This window comes from Caballeronia sp. LjRoot29, from assembly GCF_964252755.1.
In the GTDB taxonomy this organism is placed as follows: Bacteria; Pseudomonadota; Gammaproteobacteria; order Burkholderiales; family Burkholderiaceae; genus Caballeronia.
In genome coordinates, this window is record NZ_CAXUPU020000009.1 from 1 (window position 1) to 16,424 (window position 16,424).

The following is a 16,424-nucleotide window of genomic DNA, read 5'->3' on the forward strand; positions in this document are numbered from 1 at the left end:
GCCACGGTGATGGCAACGGCCACGGTGATGGCAACGGCCACGGTGATGGCAACGGCCATGGCGATGGCAACGGCCACGGTGATGGCACCGGCCACGGCAACGGAACCGGTCATGGCGACGGTATCGGCCATGGCGATGGCAACGGCCACGGTGACGGCAACGGCCACGGCAACGGAACCGGTCATGGCGACGGTAACGGCCATGGCGATGGCAACGGCCATGGCAACAATGGCGGACCAGGTAGCGGATCGTCAGGCCATGGCGGCGGTCACGGCGGCGGTCACGGCGGTGGCAACGGCGGCGGTCACGGCGGCGGCAACGGCGGTGGAAACGGCGGTGGAAACGGCGGTGGTAACGGCGGTGGTAACGGCGGTGGAAACGGCGGTGGAAACGGCGGTGGAAACGGCGGTGGAAACGGCGGTGGAAACGGCGGTGGAAACGGCGGCGGAAACGGCGGCGGCAGCGGCGGCGGTCACGGCGGCGGTCACGGCGGCGGTCATGGAGGCGGCAACGGTGGTGGCAACGGCGGCGGTGGTGGCGGCGGCGGAAACGGCGGCGGTCACGGCGGCGGTCATGGAGGCGGCAACGGTGGTGGCAACGGTGGTGGCAACGGTGGTGGCAACGGTGGTGGCAACGGTGGCGGCGGCGGCGGCGGAAACGGCGGCGGTCATTGAAGCAGGCAGCGCTTTGTGTGAACGAGGGGACACGGCGACAACTTCCGCTGTGTCCTCCCGGACCCGATCTCGTTGCTTCCGTGCGGCCAATCGATCAGCATCGCGAATGCGTTATTTCGCTGGTGCTTGTCGGCAGAAAATAATCGCCTCGGCGCACGTCGCTGCTTGGCGCGTGCACCGATTTACTTCAGGCGTTGGCGCTGGAGCTTTAAGTCTCGCTGCTACACGCGCTCCAAGTGTTTGCGCATCAATCAGGACGATCCATCCGCTGTTTAGATTGCGTCGTGCAGCGTGTCCGGGAATCAATTGACACATGCAGCCACGTGCCAGCCTCTAACGCTTCTCGCGCGAGCCTGTTTTGCATCATGCTCAAACCGGCGACAGAACTTCGCCATCGAGCCCTGCCATTTACCTGACACCATTCGAATAGGCTTGTCATGCCTGCCCTTGACTAAGCAGCTCATATTCTGCCTCGGCAATACTTAGCCGCAATGGCAGCGTAAGACTCCACCTCAATCGACGCGTTCTTAAAGAAAAAACGCAGCGAAGATTGCCGAAATCCGGGTGCAGCTTTGCTATTTGCGTGCTTAGCCACAGCGATCCTTTGCCGCGGTTCGCCAAGATACTATTCCATCGTTACCCCAAAAATATATTTGGCCATGACGACGATGACAGATGTCAATTCTCCCTAGCTGTTTATCGAGGCTTAAAAAACTCGACGACGGCACACGTGGCTTATCAACAGCCATGCTTTCAAATTCCTCGGTATATTGACGAACGCGTCGGCATCCCGTGACTGCACTCGATGCCGAGTGAATCTCCTATCTCGATGCGGCGCACAATCGCCCGACAAGATCAAGCGATACGAATTCCGAGCAAGACGTAGAATTCTGTCCAGTCTGGACCCGTTGCTCTTAGCATTCGTTCTGAACAAAAATAACAACAAGACTTAAAACAAGAACCAAAACCGGAATACAAGCACGCAGCGATTCAATGGCGTCGGGCGACTTATCGCGATGCCTAAGCAGCAACGGCCAAGAAAAAGACAACAGCGGATTTATCCCGAAGACTTTCTGGCAAGGCTTGTGAGGTGAGCTATGTCGCCGTGGCGCACCGGAGTATCGGAGCGTGTCAGGGAACCGGGCAATAAGCTGTGTCGATCGAATGCACTTGTCCTGGTCTGCACTGCCGCCATTTTTCGACATTCATACGATAAGGAGAGGACTTGATGTTCAGCTTTTTCACGCACGCCGCCTGCTATTTTGCCAGCATGCTCACCGGTGTCTTCGTGTGCGCTTTATGCGTCGCGCGAGCCAAAACGCCGGCCGATGACACGTAAGTCGGCGCCGAAAAACTCAGCACGCGATCCGGACGAAGCTGTGGTCGCTGAAAGAAACAACGAGAGGGCGTTCTCGAAAGATTGGAAAGCGATAGCGAAGCGGGCGGCACGCATCCAGGCGCGCCATGCAAACATCGATGCAGAAAAAATGTTGCAGCCAACCTCAGACGAACGGTCGCACGTAGCAGCCAGCGCGATTCCGGTCCATCACTCAAGGTTGAAAACCGTGCGCGCACACCACTACGTTTATTCCTTGAGCCTGCTCGGGCTGTGTTTCATATGGACGATGACCGGTTCGACCGCTTAGTCTCGCTTTTACTACGCGGCCGAGTTAGCGGGACTTTTATGTTTCACGCAACAATCAACGGTAAATTTGACGACGACACGAAACAATAAACGGGCCCCTTGAAACTGCCCCGCGAAGTTCGAGGTCGGAAAGATTCAAAAGATCAAGGTCGCTTGTCCGACCAAGCCACAAATCCTCACGCTAGCGTCCAAAGTGCCTGACTTCAGATACGTCGGACAATTAGAGCCTGGGCCGTTAATTTCCTGCTTTTTACGTTCACTCGCCCGGCACACTACAATCTAGCCCGTCGATGTCCTTCGTTTCATCCTGCCGACTGTCATGCACACCCTGTTTGCCCACTCGCTTGTCCGCCTCTCACTCGCATTACCCCTGCTCGCCCTCGCCGCTTGTGGCGGCAAGGCCGCGCCCACGCCTAGCTACCAGGCCGAAATGTTCTCGACGGGCGCGAGTCCCTTCGCGCACAACTACGACGCCACCAGTCAGGAAACCTGCGAAGCCTCGCGCCGCGCGCTGCTGAGCCAGGGTTACATGACGACCATGGCGCAGCCCGATACCGTCGATGCCACCAAGAACTTCCAGCCGGCGGCGGACACGCACGTGGTGGTGTCTTTTCATGTGGTCTGCACGGCGGGCGAGAACGCGAGCAACACGAGCATTGCGTATGTGAACGCGGTGCAGGACGGTTATACGCTGAAGAAAAGCGATACGTCGGCCAGCGTAGGATTGAGCGTGCTCGGCTCACTCTCGCTGCCGATCCGCTCGAACAGCGACTCGATGGTGAAAATCTCCAGCGAAACCGTGCCGGCAGGCAAGTTCTACGACCGCTTTTTTAGTCTGGTCGGCCACTATCTGAAAACGGTGCCGCGCAGCTCTCCCGTTCCTGGCGAGAACGTCAGCAGCCAAGCGCTTGCGCCGTCGCTGATCCTGAATTCGCCGGAGCTCACGCCGACGCCTATCGTCGTGCAGACGCCGGCCGCCAGTTCGGCCGCCCGCGCGGAATTGAAGGCCGGTGCCGTTTCAGCCGCCAGCGCCCCGGCGGTGACCGCAACGACAGTAACGGCTGCTGCTCCGGCGTCCGCGCCAGTGGCGGCATCGGCGACTACGCCTTAAGCGCTTGAAAAAGAGCGGGATCTGATCGGCGAGAGCAAATCCCCTTCAATTCGGCACATTCACACTGCCACCGCTAAACGTGATCGCATTCGCCCCCGGCGACGCCGATATCGCCGGCAAATTGCTCACCGTCAACACTGGCGCAGACCCCGCCGTACCGCCCCGCGGCACCGTATGCACGACCTGCGACGGCGGCAACGGCGCTCCGTTCTTCAAATGCGCCCACATCAGGTTCAGCGCCTGAAGGTTGTAGTAGTGCAGCGGCACGAAGCGTGTATCGAAGCCTGCGACGCCCAAGAATGCATCGAAATGCTGGCCGTTCGTAATCTCGTAAAACGACAGATTGCTTGAGTTACCTTCGGCCAGCTTGTTCATCGCGGCATACGGGCGCGACGCATGGTTGATCGGCACAAGCGTATCCGAGCGTCCCTGCACGATGATCGCCGGCTTGCCGCGCAGATTCGCATTTACGCGGATTGCGTTGACGCTTGTTGTCATCCGCGCATCGCCGTTCGTCCACAAGCCGCGAAGACAAAACGCGCCGGCAAAACTGGCGTCGGCGGTAGCGAATCGATGGTCCGCCGCACCCGCATTCCCCAGGTTGTAGACGAGGTTGATGCCGTTGGTTGGCGGCACGCCATTGCCGTTACCGAACACGGTTGGCATCGGCGATACAGCCGGGCTGACTCCCGCCGCGCCCGTCACGGCATTGGTCGTGCCGAAACTGAAATTGCAGAGGTTATCGGCGACGCTAGACCGCGTGTATGCATTCGCGTACGTCACGGCCACGGCCGGCACGGCTTGCGAATCCCACATCGGCGCCTGCAGGAAGTCGGAGTCCGTCTGATAACCCGCCTGATGCAGCAGAGCGAGCGCACTGTTGGCCTGACTGGTTAGGTCGCCGCCGGTAATCACGCCGTTCACGGCCAGCGACGCGCAGCGCGCCGCCCGGATCGACGCGGTCGTGGCCACAGGCAAGGTCGTGAGATACGGCGCGCCCGCTGCGGCCGGCGCCAACGCCGCGCACGGCTGCAGCAGGTTCGCGAGCGACATGTAATCGGCAAGCGGCCGGCCGAACGACGCCACCGCCACGCCGCCCTGCCTCACCGACACCTGCGATGGCACGTTCAGGTTAATCTGCGGCTCACCCACGACCACCGCCGTAATCCATCCTTGCGTGTCCTGCTCGGCTGCCGCGAGCGACGCGCCGCCGCCGTTGCTCACCGACGCCGCGATGGTCGTCACATCGCCGCGGTTATAGCGAACCTGGCGCGTGCTACCGTTGACGGAACCGTAGGTATCGTTGAGCGCCCAGTACGCAAATTGGATCGCCTGAAGCGTATTTGTGCCCCAGTTTTTCTCGGGATTTTGCTGCGAGTGAGCGTGCTTGAACGCGTAGCGATTCGGGAATTGCGCGTTGAACGTGGCGAGACCCGTGCTTCCAAGGTTCGCCGTGAACACGCTGGTCTTGCCGGCAGCGGCCGCATTGGTCAACCTGCCGTCGATCAGCGTAACCGTGTTCGTCGCCAGTTCGTGCGCGCCGTTGCCACTGCCTTTATCGGTGTAAGCGACCGCGCAGCCGCGTTTCAAACCCCATTCCCCCGCCGCCGATATAGCCCCGTACACGCCGCGCGAGCCGGACGATGTGGCAGTGACAATGCATGGCTGGTCGGGGTTGAAGCTCGCGGGAATCTGCACGAGCAAACTCACGTTGAGCGTGCCGCTGCCGTCGTCGGCGAAAGCCAGATATTCCTTGCCGGCGATCATCCCCTGGCCGAGCGTGTCGTTGCCGTTCAAGTCGACGTTCGGCCCCCAGAAGCGCCCGTAGCCGCCATTGGCGGACATATCGACGAGCGCGCGATAGTTCGAGTAAATCGCGAGACGGCGCAATTCAGCGGCGCTCGGCGCGGCTGGATTAGAGATGCCCGGTGGCGTAGCCGATGCCAACCCGTCCTTGCCCAGTCCCGCCGTCAGCAGGTCGTCGGTCGTGCCGTCGTAGGTTTGCGTACGCACGCCGCCGGAGATGAAGTTCGGCAGGGCATTGTTCTTGGAGCCATTGCCGTTGCCATGATCGTCATCGTCGCCATGGCAGGCCGTCAGTCCGAATACTGCCAATGTCAGGGCAAGCGCCGTGGCCGCCGTGGCCGCCGTGACCCGCGGGAAATTTTTCATCGTCGCCTCCACCCTGTCGTTTTTATCCGGCATGCTTCTTTCGATGCACCACGTCGCGAACCTGGCACCCGCTCTCAACCAGGAAGCCCGAGCCCATAACGCATAACGGGCTTCGGTGCTTAGCACCGGAGCCCGTTATTTAAACCACTGGAGAAATCCGCGTCGCTCGCTGCAATACCGCTGCAACGACGCGCGGCAGTCCAAGACTCAGCAGAGCATCAGCCTCCGCCATTCGGTGCAGCCACCGTAATCTTGTTGGACACTGAGGTCACTCCAGCGACGCCCTTCGCTGCTTCCTCTGCCTTCGGGATCTGTGCGGCGTCTGGCACCGTACCCGACAGTACGACCGCACCGCCGCGTGCGCGCACAAAGATCTTCGACACGTCGACGCCCTGTGTCTTGCTCAATGCACGGCGCACATCGAGGCCGAGCTTGCGGTTGACCTTCTTGGTGGTCTTGGCCGACATTGCTGCGTCAGGCGCGGCCATGGCATCACTTGATTGAGCATAAGCGCTCGACGCTACTGCAACGCATACCACGACGCTCAGCGCCTTCAACATATCGACTACTTTCATGACTTCTCCTTTTTGTTTCGCTTTGGACTTCGCAAAGTGTTGCTCTTGTGCTTCTTTGGACCGCATCAACCCAGCGGCTTGCTACGACATCTTGCGGTCTGTGTATCACCGGCGATCCGACGATCGACGACCCTACGACACAAACAAACCGGCGATGCTGGCGACACGGTGTTGCGAGAGACTGGCGAAAAAAAACGAATGTCCGGCCATTCTTATACGGAAGTCATTACCGCTGGCACAAGGACATAAGATGCTGCACATCATGCGACACGGCCGGTTCTGCTCGGAGTATTTTTCCGAATGCCGGTTTGGCGGCGCGGATGCTGGTTCTACGGCGGCGAACGTCAATTTAATCCAGCCTCGCGAGAAGCGCAAAGCATTTAACACGATGAAGCGCTGACTCGACCGTACTTGTCGTTATTGTCATACCAAGTTAGGGCCTGCCCGTGATCCACCGGCACGGGTGATCATGTACCATCGGCGAAAATTGCAACACGGCACTGGCAATGACCGTAACAGCATACGTATCGCTGTATTAGCACAAGCATATTTCATCGCCGCGACGGAATAAAAGGCTTATCGCGTAGGACAGGAAGATTTTAACCATCGCTAATGGATTGATGAATGACTGAATGCGAGGGTTTTCCCTTTCCCTTTCTCTTTTCCGCTGTCGTTTATAAAATCCGCTGCTTTCAAGGTTTGCGGTTTTGCGTCAACGCAGGTCCCCGCTCCATCGAACCCGACAATGACCCAAACTCCCGGCCAGGAACCTCCCCTTCAGGACACCCCGAAAAAATCCCGTGCGCGGCGCCTGCCGCCGACCATGGCGCGCTTTGTTGCCATCTCCTGGCGCGACCTCGCCGTATCGTTCGGACCGATCCTGCTGATCAGCGCCGCCGCAATCTATTTCGCCGTGCGCCTGATCCAGCCCGCGCCGCCCAACACACTGACCATGTCGGCGGGAACCAAGGGCAGTTCGTTCTGGAACGACGCGCAGCAGTACAAACGGATTCTCGCGCGCAACGGCGTCACGCTGAACGTGTTGGAGTCGCAAGGTTCGCTCGATAACCTGCAAAAACTCGAAGACCCGAAACAGAATGTCGATGTCGGTTTCGTACAGGGCGGCATGTCGGCGCCCGGCGCGCCGGACAAGCACGAGAATCTGGTCTCGCTCGGCAGCGTGGCGTATGTGCCGCTGGCGGTGTTTTATCGAGGACCGACGCTGACGCGGCTTTCGGAATTGAAGGGTAAGCGGCTCGCCATCAGCACCGAAGGCAGCGGCACGCGCGCGCTCGCGCTGGCGGTGCTGAAGGCAAATGGCATCGAGCCGGGCGGCGACACCGAATTGCTGCCGTTGAGCGGCGATGAGGCAGCCAGCGCGCTAACGGACGGGAGTATTGACGCCGCGTTTCTCACCGGCGACTCCGCGCAGCCGCCGACCATGGGCAAGCTGTTTCGCTCGCCCGGCATTCATTTCTTCGATTTCACCCAGGCCGACGCCTACGCCCGGCGCTTTCCGTACCTGAAGGTGATCGTCCTGCCAATGGGTTCGCTCGATCTGGCGAAGAACGTGCCGCCGCATCCCATCCACCTGATTGCGCCGACGGCCGAACTCATCGCCCGTGACGGGCTGCATCCGGCGCTGTCCGACCTGCTGATCGAAGCCGCGAAACAGGTGCATGGGCGCGCGAACCTGTTGCAGACGGCCAACGAATTCCCCGCGCCGCTTCAGCATGAATTTCATATCAGCGACGACGCCGAGCGTTACTACAAGTCAGGTAAAAGTTTCCTGTACCGGACGCTGCCGTTCTGGATCGCGAGCCTGGCGGATCGCGTGATCGTGCTGCTGGTGCCGATCATCGTGGTGCTGATTCCGGGGTTGCGGCTCGTGCCGAGTCTGTACAGATGGCGCGTGAAATCGCGGATCTACAAGATCTACGGCGCGCTGATCGGCATTGAACGCGAAGCCATGAGCGACCCCGAGCCGGCGCAGCGGGAGGCGCTAATCGAGCGGGTGGATGGCATCGAAAATGCGGTCAACCAGATGAAGATGCCGCTCGCCTACGCCGACCAGTTCTACGTGCTGCGCGAGCATATTGGCTTCGTGCGGCAGCGGCTGACCATCGCGCAGGCCGCCGCACTCGACGCTCAGGGAGACAGCGTTCAGCACACCACGTAATATCGATAGAAGAAACGACGGTAGCCGGTGTGACGGCTACCGCGACGAGCACCGCAACAGGGAGATTCATATGAGCGCCTCGCCTTCCATCGATCCGCGCCAGCCGTACTTTTTTTTCGATTTCAACTCTCCCTTTTCGTATCTGCTGCTCGAACAGCATGAAAAGTGGCCGAACATACCGTTCGAAATCCTGCCAATCGACTATCTAAAGCTGCTCAAGCATTGGGGCCAGCCGATGCCGGGCCTGATTCCGTCGAAGCGCGTGTTCATGTATCGATACGCGCTCTTTCGCGCCGAACAGCTTGGTATTCCGTTCAAAATGCCGCCATCGCATCCCTTCGATTCCAGCAAGGCGCTGCGTTTAGCCGTGGCGTCAGGCGGCGAGATCGGCTGTATCCGGGAGATTTTCCGGTTCATCTGGAAGGACGGCCGCGATCCGTCGACCGAGCAGGGTTTCGATGATCTGTGCCGCCACGTGGGCCTGCCCGATGGCGCGAAAATGATCGAACTCGAGGGCGTGAAGGCGAGGTTGATGGCAAATGTGGAACGAGCGATCGAACTCGGCGTGTTCGGCGTGCCGACTTTCGTCGTGAACGAGCAATTGTTCTGGGGCGAAGACACGCTTCCCATGGTGCTCTACGTTGCCCGTTCGCCAAACTGGCTGGAAGCTGCGGAAGTGCAGCGAATCAGCAATCTGCCTCGGACTGCGCCGGCCGTGTAGGCGGCGTGCAATGACGTTTGGCCAGATCGCCCGCGCTGTTCGACCGAAGGGCCGTATCCCACGCATAGCGTGCACGCTATGGCGTGAGCGCCCGGCCGGGCTTAATGTGGCACATACCGTGGCACATTCGGTGGCGCGTTCCGTAGCGCGTTCTCGACCAGGCGTGCACAACGCCTGATCGCCCCGCCACGCATTGCTACGCAACATTTAGCCAAGGGTCCACCCGAAGACCGCGCTCTCTCAATGACCAAATCCACCGATCCGACTGATCCCGCCGACTATGCCAGCTCCGCCCCGGATTCCCTCGACATCTGGTTGATCCGCGTGCTGCAAACGCTGCTGACCGAACGCAGCGTGACGCAGGCCGCGCTGCGGCTGGGGCAGACGCAACCCGCCATTAGCACGGCGCTGCGGCGGCTGCGCGAACTCCTGCGCGACCCCATTCTCGTGCGTGGCAAGCAAGGCATGGTGCCGACCGAGTACGGCGCGTCGCTGCTGCCGGCGGTGCAGCGCACGTTGCGCGAGGTCGAGTTTGTCGCCACGCCGCATGGCGCGTTCGATCCTGCCACGTCACGCCGCACGTTCCGGGTTGCCGCGCCGGATTACCTGAACGACTTTTTCATGCCGACGCTGATTCGCGCGTTCCGCGTGGCGGCGCCCAACGCGCGCCTGGAGATCGAATCGCTGACGCCGACGCTCGACCACGAACGCGCGCTCGATGAAGGCGAGCTCGATGTGGTGATCGGCAACTGGGAAAATCCTGAACCGCGTTTTGCGCGCCGCGAGCTTTTCACCGACAGCTTCGTGTGCCTCATGCGCCGCGGCCATCCGCTCGCACGCGAACCGCTGACGCCCGCACGCTACGCGCTCGCCGCGCATCTCGCGCCCACCACGTATAGCGGTGCGAAGCGTCATCCTATCGATATAGGTCTGGCGGGCGCGGGCATCCAGCGACGCATTGTCACGACCATTCCGTACTTCGGGCTCGTGCCGCAAGTGCTGCTGCAATCGGACTTGATCTTCACCGCCACGCGACGCTTCGCGCTGCATTACGCGGCGCTGCTACCGCTGGCGGTCATGAACTCGCCGATCGAGTTTCCGCCTATCGAAAGTTATCTGATGTCCCTGCCCGAAGTCAGCCGTCCCACCGATCTCGCCTGGTTGCAGGCGCTGATGGCCGATGTCTCCCTGGAATTGACCGGGCAGCCCGCGGCTGCGGAAAGCCGGTAAGAGTTTCTCGTTTCATCGCTTGATGCTGGGCGGTTGCCGCCCCGACTCAAAATTCTCTGCCGCAACGCAAAATTCCGCGAGCCCTTCTCCAGCAAGCCTTTCCGCTATTCTGCGGGCCCTGAAAACGTGTCTAACGAGTCACGTTCGTGCCCAACCTATGGGAAAATCACGCTTCTTCTGCAATATCAACCCCGCACTTACCCCAATGTCCACCGAAGCCCCTCTTTCCCGCCGTGCCGATCTAGCCATTACCGGACGGATCGTCTCGGTTGTCACGTTCACGTTCATCTGTTACCTGACCATCGGCATACCGCTCGCGGTGCTGCCGGGTTTCGTGCATACGGATCTAGGCTATGGGTCGGTCATGGCAGGCGTGGCAATCAGCGTCCAGTACTTCGCGACGCTTGCTTCGCGCCCGCTTGCCGGGCGCACGGCAGACACGATCGGGCCGAAGCAGACCGTGCTGTACGGACTGACCGCTTGCGCGATCAGCGGCGTGTTGTTGCTCAGCGCAGCGCTCGCATCGCAATGGCATTCGGTGAGTCTGGGGCTGCTGATTATCGGCCGTCTGGTGCTTGGTTTCGGCGAGAGCTGGGTCGGAACCGGTGCGATTACGTGGGGAATTGGACGGGTTGGAACCGGCAGCAGCGGACGGGTGATCTCGTGGAACGGCATTGCCACGTATGGCGCGCTGGCTATTGGCGCTCCGCTTGGTGTGGCGATGGAACGCTCGATCGGCTTCGCATCGCTGGGCGCGTTGGTGATCGCGCTTGGCGGCCTTGGATATTGGCTCGCCACACGGATGGACGCGGTTCCGATCGTGCATGGCGAGCGCATGTCGTATCGCAGCGTGTTCTTTCGCGTGTTGCCGCATGGCATGGGTCTCGCGCTGGGGTCTGCGGGTTTTGGATCGATCGCCACGTTCATCACGCTGTTTTATGCCGCGCACAACTGGCCTGACGCGGCGCTTTCGCTGACCGTGTTCGGCACGATGTTCGTCGGTTCGCGGCTTTTGTTTGCCAACACCATCAAGGTCTTCGGCGGCTTTCGCGTGGCTATTGTGTCGTTTGCGTTCGAATGCGCCGGCTTGCTGATGCTCTGGCTTGCCGCCGATCCTGCTTTCGCGCTTGCGGGCGCGGCGCTGACCGGGTTTGGCTTTGCGCTGATATTCCCGGCGCTCGGCGTGGAAGCGGTTGGGCTTGTGCCGCCGGCCAGCCGAGGCGCGGCATTGTCGGCGTATTCTGTGTTTTTAGATTTGTCGCTGGGCGTGACGGGGCCGCTGGCCGGGTATATCGCGGGAGAGTTCGGGTTCAGCTCGGTGTATCTGTTCGCTGCAGTTGCATCGGCGGCGGGCGTGGCGCTGACTGTCGCGATGTATATGCGCACAGGGCGCGGCGTGGGTGGGGCGGCTACGGCCTAAAAACCGGATCGCCTAACCGGTGACAACCGTCCGCTTCGGCGGACGTTTTGTTTGGCGAGTTCGAACGGATGAGAACAACGGGTGAGAACGGACGAGGGAGGACCCGAAGACAGCGCTCAACATTCTCCATGCCATAATTTCTGGCCTTCGTCCTTCGATAGCAATCGTCCTGCTTCACGACCCTGCATCACGAGCCCGTTGATCATGTCAAACCTGCTTTCCCGTCACTTCCTCAGCATGGCCTATAACAACGCGTGGTCGAATCATCGCTTGTTGAAGGCTTGCGCTCAGCTGAGTCAGGCGGATTTCGTTGCGTATCGAGCCAGCTTCTTTCCGTCGATCAAGACAACGCTTAACCACAATCTGACCGTCGACTGGCTTTACATCGATGCGCTCGAACGCGAGCAAAACAACCAGCCGCCCCATCCAGAGATCGTGTCGTTCTTCGAGCCGGAAGAACCTTACGACACCTGCGCCGACCTGCAGCGCGAGCAACGGCTGGCAGACCGCAGGCTGATCGACTACTGCGCCAATCTCACCGATACCACCCTCGAGCGCCAAGTCACCCTCCTGCGTCCGCGCGCAAAACAGCAGGAAACGCGTGCCCGGCTGCTCTGCCATGTGTTCCAGCATCAGATCCATCATCGCGGGCAAGTGCATGCGATGCTTGCCGACACATCGGTCGAACCGCCGCAGCTCGACGAATTTTTCTGCGATATCGATGCCTCCCTGCGCGCCGCCGATCTCGCCGAAATGGGCCTCAGCGAAGCGGCCGTCTGGGGATAAACAAAGCAATCAGCACTTTCCCCCGATCCGTTTAGCTTCTCATTCAATCCCCGTCGCCGCGCTGCTTGTCTTAGAATCGGCCCTTGGTCCCAACTTCTGCGCACTATGAACACGACATCGGAGGACCGCTGGCGCGACTTGCGCCCGGACCCGGACAGTGACACCCCGCTGTATCTCCAGCTCGCCCGCAAGCTCGGCAACGCCATTCATGACAATCGCTGGAATGCGGGCGAAGCGCTGCCCTCGGAACGCGTGCTGTCGGAGGCGCTCGGGGTATCGCGGATCACGTCGCGCAAAGCGATCGCGCTGCTGGTCGAACAAGGGCTGATCCGGCGCACGCAAGGCGCCGGTTCGTTCATCACGCCGCGCTATGAAGATCCGCTCTCGCGGCTGTCGAGCTTCAGCGAAATGCTGCGTCGACGCGGTTTTACCCCCGGTTCGAAGTGGCTTTCCCGCGTGATCGAACCCGCGAATCGCGATGAAGTGATCCAGCTGGGGTTATCGCCGGCAGCGGCCGTGACACGCTTGCGGCGCTTGCGCACGGCCGATGGCATCGTGATGGCGGTCGAGAACTCCACCTTTCCAGCGGCGCTGATTCCAGACCCGCAGGCCGTCGGCGATTCGCTTTATAGCTTCCTGGAACAGCGCAACTTGTCGATTGTGCGAGCCCTGCAGCATTTCCGCGCGGTCAACGCCAGCGATGAGATCGCCGAGCAAATGGGCATTGCGCCGCACGACGCGCTGCTGCTGATCACGCGCGTGGGTTACACGGCGGACCAGCGCCCGATCGAACTCACCGATACGTATTGCCGCAACGACTATTACGATTTCGTCGCGGAGCTGCGCAAGTAGTCGCAAGCAATCACCACCAGCGCGGCTGGTCAGTCCCGATAGGCACCGGCGGCGAGCCCCAATACGGCGGCGTCAGCGACATGCGTTCAGGCGGCTGCGTGCATGTGAGCATTCCAAACGGCGAAGCGGTGGTTTGCAGCATGTCGCGGACATCGTCGAGTTGGGGATCGGGCACGTTCTGGCCGTCTTCGACAAGTCCCATCGATTGCAACCAGCGCCCCGTGCTCGCCAGCGATACACGCACGTGCCAGCTTCCACCTTGCGTGGCGCGCCGATGCAACGCGATCATCGCGCCGAATGCCGCGAGATACCCCGTGGCGTGATCCAGCGCCTGGCAAGGCAAGTGTCGAGGTTGCGTCTGACCCGCTGCTTGCGCTTCCGTCCACGCGATGCCGCTCGCCGACTGCACGAGGCTGTCGAAACCGCGCCGCTGCGACCACGGGCCTTTGTGCCCATAAGCCGATATCGTCACGTACACAATGCCCGGCCGCAAGCGCGCGGCTTCATCGGGTCCGAATCCGAGCGCGGCCAACGCGCCGGGCCGATAACCCTGCAGGAACACATCGGCATCTTTCAATAACGTGCGCAGCGATTCACGGCCACTTTCTTCGCGAAGGTCGAGCGTCGCCGAACGCTTGCCGCGGCCGTTATCGATCACTAATGGCGGGATGTTCGGCAGATGCGGACCGTTGATAAGCAGGACGTCGGCGCCATGCTCGGCGAGCGTGCGACCCGCCACGGGCCCCGCGATGATCCGGCTCAGATCGAGCACGCGGACGCCTGACAACGGCCGATGCGGCTCGTCGCGGCCTATTGCTTCGGGCGGCGCATCGTCGAGTTTGACGATTTCCAGCAGCGGTATTTCCGCGATTGCGTGAGCCTGCGGTAAGCTCGCCCACTCTTCCGGCGAGCGGATCAGCGCAGCGCACAGGCCGGCATCGGCGAGTGCCTCGTCCAGGTTGGCGCCGTCCCAATGACGGATGGCATGCGTAACACCAGCGAGATCGTTCGCGCAACCGAGCAACTTCACCACACCGTCCCGATGATGCTTGAAGTTCGTATGAAGCTGGATCCAGCGGCCGTCACGGGTCTCGTAGAAGCCCATCAGCGGATCACGCAACTCGGGCGGGTTATCGGCGCCAATGCGCAGATAACGCTCGCTGCGAAACGCGATGGCCGCACGCCGCGTGTAGACATGCACGTCTTGCGGCCGCCCCGTGCGATGCCTGAAGCATTCGGCCGCCGCTAACGCGGACGCGCCCACGCTCGCCGCCGCCAACGCGCTCACCCGATACACCGACGGAAGTTGCCGTTCGTCGCCGCTGACCGTGAGATGGTTCAGCGCCTCAGGGTTTCCTTGCGCCAATCGCCAGAGTTCTTCGACAGCTTTCATCGCCATGCTCCCTTTCAATGCTGTATGCCTGGCCTTCGAGACTTGCGCATCCATCCTCGCTTGATATGGACCGCGGGCGCTCCGATCGGTTTCAAGCGTAGACCATTCGGCCCATCGATTGCTATGAAGATCGGCACGTTATGCCTGCCCACATCCACGTAAAATCACGGCACTCCCTCCGCCGGCTTCCTTCATGCCCGACACAATCCGCTCGAACGTTACACCTCCACCCTCCCCCCAATCGCTCACGGTCATGTTGTGGCTGGTCGCCACGGGTTTTTTCATGCAGACGCTCGATTCGACCATCGTCAATACGGCTCTGCCCGCCATGGCGAAGAGCCTCGGCGAAGCGCCGTTGCGCATGCAAGGCGTGGTCATTGCGTATTCGTTGACCATGGCGACGGTCATTCCGTTTTCCGGTTGGCTGGCCGACAAGCTCGGCACGCGCCATGTGTTCTTCAGCGCGATCCTGATCTTCACCATCGGCTCATTGCTTTGCGCGAATGCTCACTCGCTCATGCAACTAGTGATTTATCGCGTGGTGCAAGGGGTGGGCGGCGCGATGCTGCTGCCCGTCGGACGCCTTTCATTGCTACGCGTGGTGCCCGCAGAACGGTATCTCAGCGCGATGTCGTTCGTTGCCATTCCGGGGTTGATCGGGCCGCTCATAGGACCGACGCTCGGCGGCTGGATCGTGCAGATTGCCTCGTGGCACTGGATCTTCTTGATCAACGTGCCGGTGGGCGTGATCGGTTGTATTGCCACCCGGCTCTTCATGACCGATAGCCGCAATCCAGCGACGGCGCCTTTCGATCTCGCCGGTTATCTGATGCTCGCGGTCGGCATGGTCGCGTTGACCATTTCACTCGATGGCCTCGCCGATCTCGGCCTTCAACACGCTATCGTGCTCGTGTTGCTCGTGCTGAGCCTGGCGTGTTTTGTCGCTTACGGACTGCACGCCGTGCGCGTTCCGCAACCGATCTTCTCGCTTGATCTTTTCAAGATCCATACGTTCAGCGTCGGCTTGCTCGGCAACCTGTTCGCGCGCATCGGCAGCGGCGCGATGCCGTATCTGCTGCCGTTGTTGCTGCAGATCAGCCTGGGTTATTCGGCGTTTGAAGCCGGTCTCATGATGCTGCCCGTGGCGGCAGCCGGGATGCTGTCGAAGCGCATTGTGACGAGCCTGATCATGAAGCGAGGTTATCGAAAGGTACTGATGGTCAACACGGTGCTCGTCGGCCTCACAATGGCAAGTTTCTCCCTCACCAGCGCCGATCAGCCTCTGTGGCTGCGGCTCGTGCAACTGGCGTTCTTCGGTGGCGTCAACTCCATCCAGTTCACCGCGATGAACACGCTCACGCTGAAAGACCTTGGGACCGGGGGCGCCAGTAGCGGCAACAGTTTGTTCTCGCTCGTTCAGATGCTGTCGATGAGTCTTGGCGTCACGATCGCCGGCGCAGTGCTTGCGACCTTCACCGGCATTTTACCCAAGGTGACCGCGACGAATTCGCTGCCCGCCTTTCACGCGACGTTCCTGTGCGTCGGAATTATTACGGCTGCGTCAGCATGGATCTTTGCGCAGCTCGGGCCGGAGATTCGCGCGGTGAAGACGACGAAAACAGATCCGTCGGAAGCGCATTAGCGCGCGGAACTTGCGACCGTATTG

13 protein-coding genes and 1 pseudogene are annotated in these 16,424 nt (G+C 60.9%); 9 read left to right on the plus strand and 5 right to left on the minus strand.

The window, feature by feature from the left end; all coding sequences use genetic code 11:
- A pseudogene (locus tag ACSQ83_RS12595) lies at positions 1-221 on the minus strand (hypothetical protein); the annotation flags it as partial.
- A gap of 30 nt (positions 222-251) precedes the next feature.
- Positions 252-671, minus strand: a complete 420-nt coding sequence (locus ACSQ83_RS12600) for a hypothetical protein (RefSeq protein WP_436228342.1) — start codon at positions 669-671, stop codon at positions 252-254.
- A gap of 1,967 nt (positions 672-2,638) precedes the next feature.
- Between ACSQ83_RS12600 and ACSQ83_RS12605 the strand changes: the two genes are divergently transcribed.
- The gene (locus ACSQ83_RS12605; RefSeq protein ID WP_436228343.1) at positions 2,639-3,430 is read left to right on the plus strand and encodes a DUF2242 domain-containing protein; all 792 of its coding nucleotides are present in this window, start codon (positions 2,639-2,641) and stop codon (positions 3,428-3,430) included.
- A gap of 45 nt (positions 3,431-3,475) precedes the next feature.
- Here ACSQ83_RS12605 and ACSQ83_RS12610 read toward each other — a convergent pair whose 3' ends face one another.
- Positions 3,476-5,602 carry a D-(-)-3-hydroxybutyrate oligomer hydrolase gene (locus tag ACSQ83_RS12610; protein ID WP_436228344.1) on the minus strand — a complete coding sequence of 709 codons (2,127 nt, stop codon included), beginning with the start codon at positions 5,600-5,602 and terminating at the stop codon, positions 3,476-3,478.
- Between the two features lie 218 nt (positions 5,603-5,820).
- Positions 5,821-6,177 (minus strand): BON domain-containing protein, encoded by a 357-nt coding sequence (locus ACSQ83_RS12615; RefSeq protein WP_436228345.1) that lies wholly within the window; start codon positions 6,175-6,177, stop codon positions 5,821-5,823.
- Positions 6,178-6,427: 250 nt separating this feature from the next.
- On the opposite strand from ACSQ83_RS12615, the gene ACSQ83_RS12620 reads away from it, so the two are divergent.
- From ACSQ83_RS12620 to ACSQ83_RS12650, 7 genes are all read left to right on the plus strand, one after another.
- On the plus strand, positions 6,428-6,577 hold the full coding sequence (locus tag ACSQ83_RS12620) for a hypothetical protein (protein ID WP_436228346.1): 150 nt from the start codon (positions 6,428-6,430) through the stop codon (positions 6,575-6,577).
- A 345-nt stretch (positions 6,578-6,922) separates the two neighbouring features.
- Positions 6,923-8,356: a TAXI family TRAP transporter solute-binding subunit gene (locus ACSQ83_RS12625; RefSeq protein WP_436228347.1), complete on the plus strand. Its 1,434-nt coding sequence runs from the start codon at positions 6,923-6,925 to the stop codon at positions 8,354-8,356.
- Positions 8,357-8,426: 70 nt separating this feature from the next.
- Positions 8,427-9,077: a 2-hydroxychromene-2-carboxylate isomerase gene (locus ACSQ83_RS12630; protein ID WP_436228348.1), complete on the plus strand. Its 651-nt coding sequence runs from the start codon at positions 8,427-8,429 to the stop codon at positions 9,075-9,077.
- Positions 9,078-9,320: 243 nt separating this feature from the next.
- Positions 9,321-10,307, plus strand: a complete 987-nt coding sequence (locus ACSQ83_RS12635; protein ID WP_436228349.1) for a LysR family transcriptional regulator — start codon at positions 9,321-9,323, stop codon at positions 10,305-10,307.
- Positions 10,308-10,512: 205 nt separating this feature from the next.
- The gene (locus ACSQ83_RS12640; RefSeq protein ID WP_436228350.1) at positions 10,513-11,727 is read left to right on the plus strand and encodes an MFS transporter; all 1,215 of its coding nucleotides are present in this window, start codon (positions 10,513-10,515) and stop codon (positions 11,725-11,727) included.
- 204 nt (positions 11,728-11,931) lie between these two features.
- Positions 11,932-12,513 (plus strand): DinB family protein, encoded by a 582-nt coding sequence (locus ACSQ83_RS12645; RefSeq protein ID WP_436228351.1) that lies wholly within the window; start codon positions 11,932-11,934, stop codon positions 12,511-12,513.
- A gap of 105 nt (positions 12,514-12,618) precedes the next feature.
- Positions 12,619-13,365 carry a GntR family transcriptional regulator gene (locus ACSQ83_RS12650; RefSeq protein ID WP_089166381.1) on the plus strand — a complete coding sequence of 249 codons (747 nt, stop codon included), beginning with the start codon at positions 12,619-12,621 and terminating at the stop codon, positions 13,363-13,365.
- Positions 13,366-13,375: 10 nt separating this feature from the next.
- Here the strand turns inward: ACSQ83_RS12650 and ACSQ83_RS12655 are convergent, their stop codons facing one another.
- Complete coding sequence (locus ACSQ83_RS12655) at positions 13,376-14,758, minus strand: CoA transferase (protein ID WP_436228352.1); 1,383 nt, start codon at positions 14,756-14,758, stop codon at positions 13,376-13,378.
- 193 nt (positions 14,759-14,951) lie between these two features.
- Between ACSQ83_RS12655 and mdtD the strand changes: the two genes are divergently transcribed.
- Positions 14,952-16,400, plus strand: coding sequence for a multidrug transporter subunit MdtD (mdtD, locus tag ACSQ83_RS12660; RefSeq protein ID WP_436228353.1), 1,449 nt, complete (start codon positions 14,952-14,954; stop codon positions 16,398-16,400).
- The last annotated feature ends 24 nt before the right edge of the window (positions 16,401-16,424 follow it).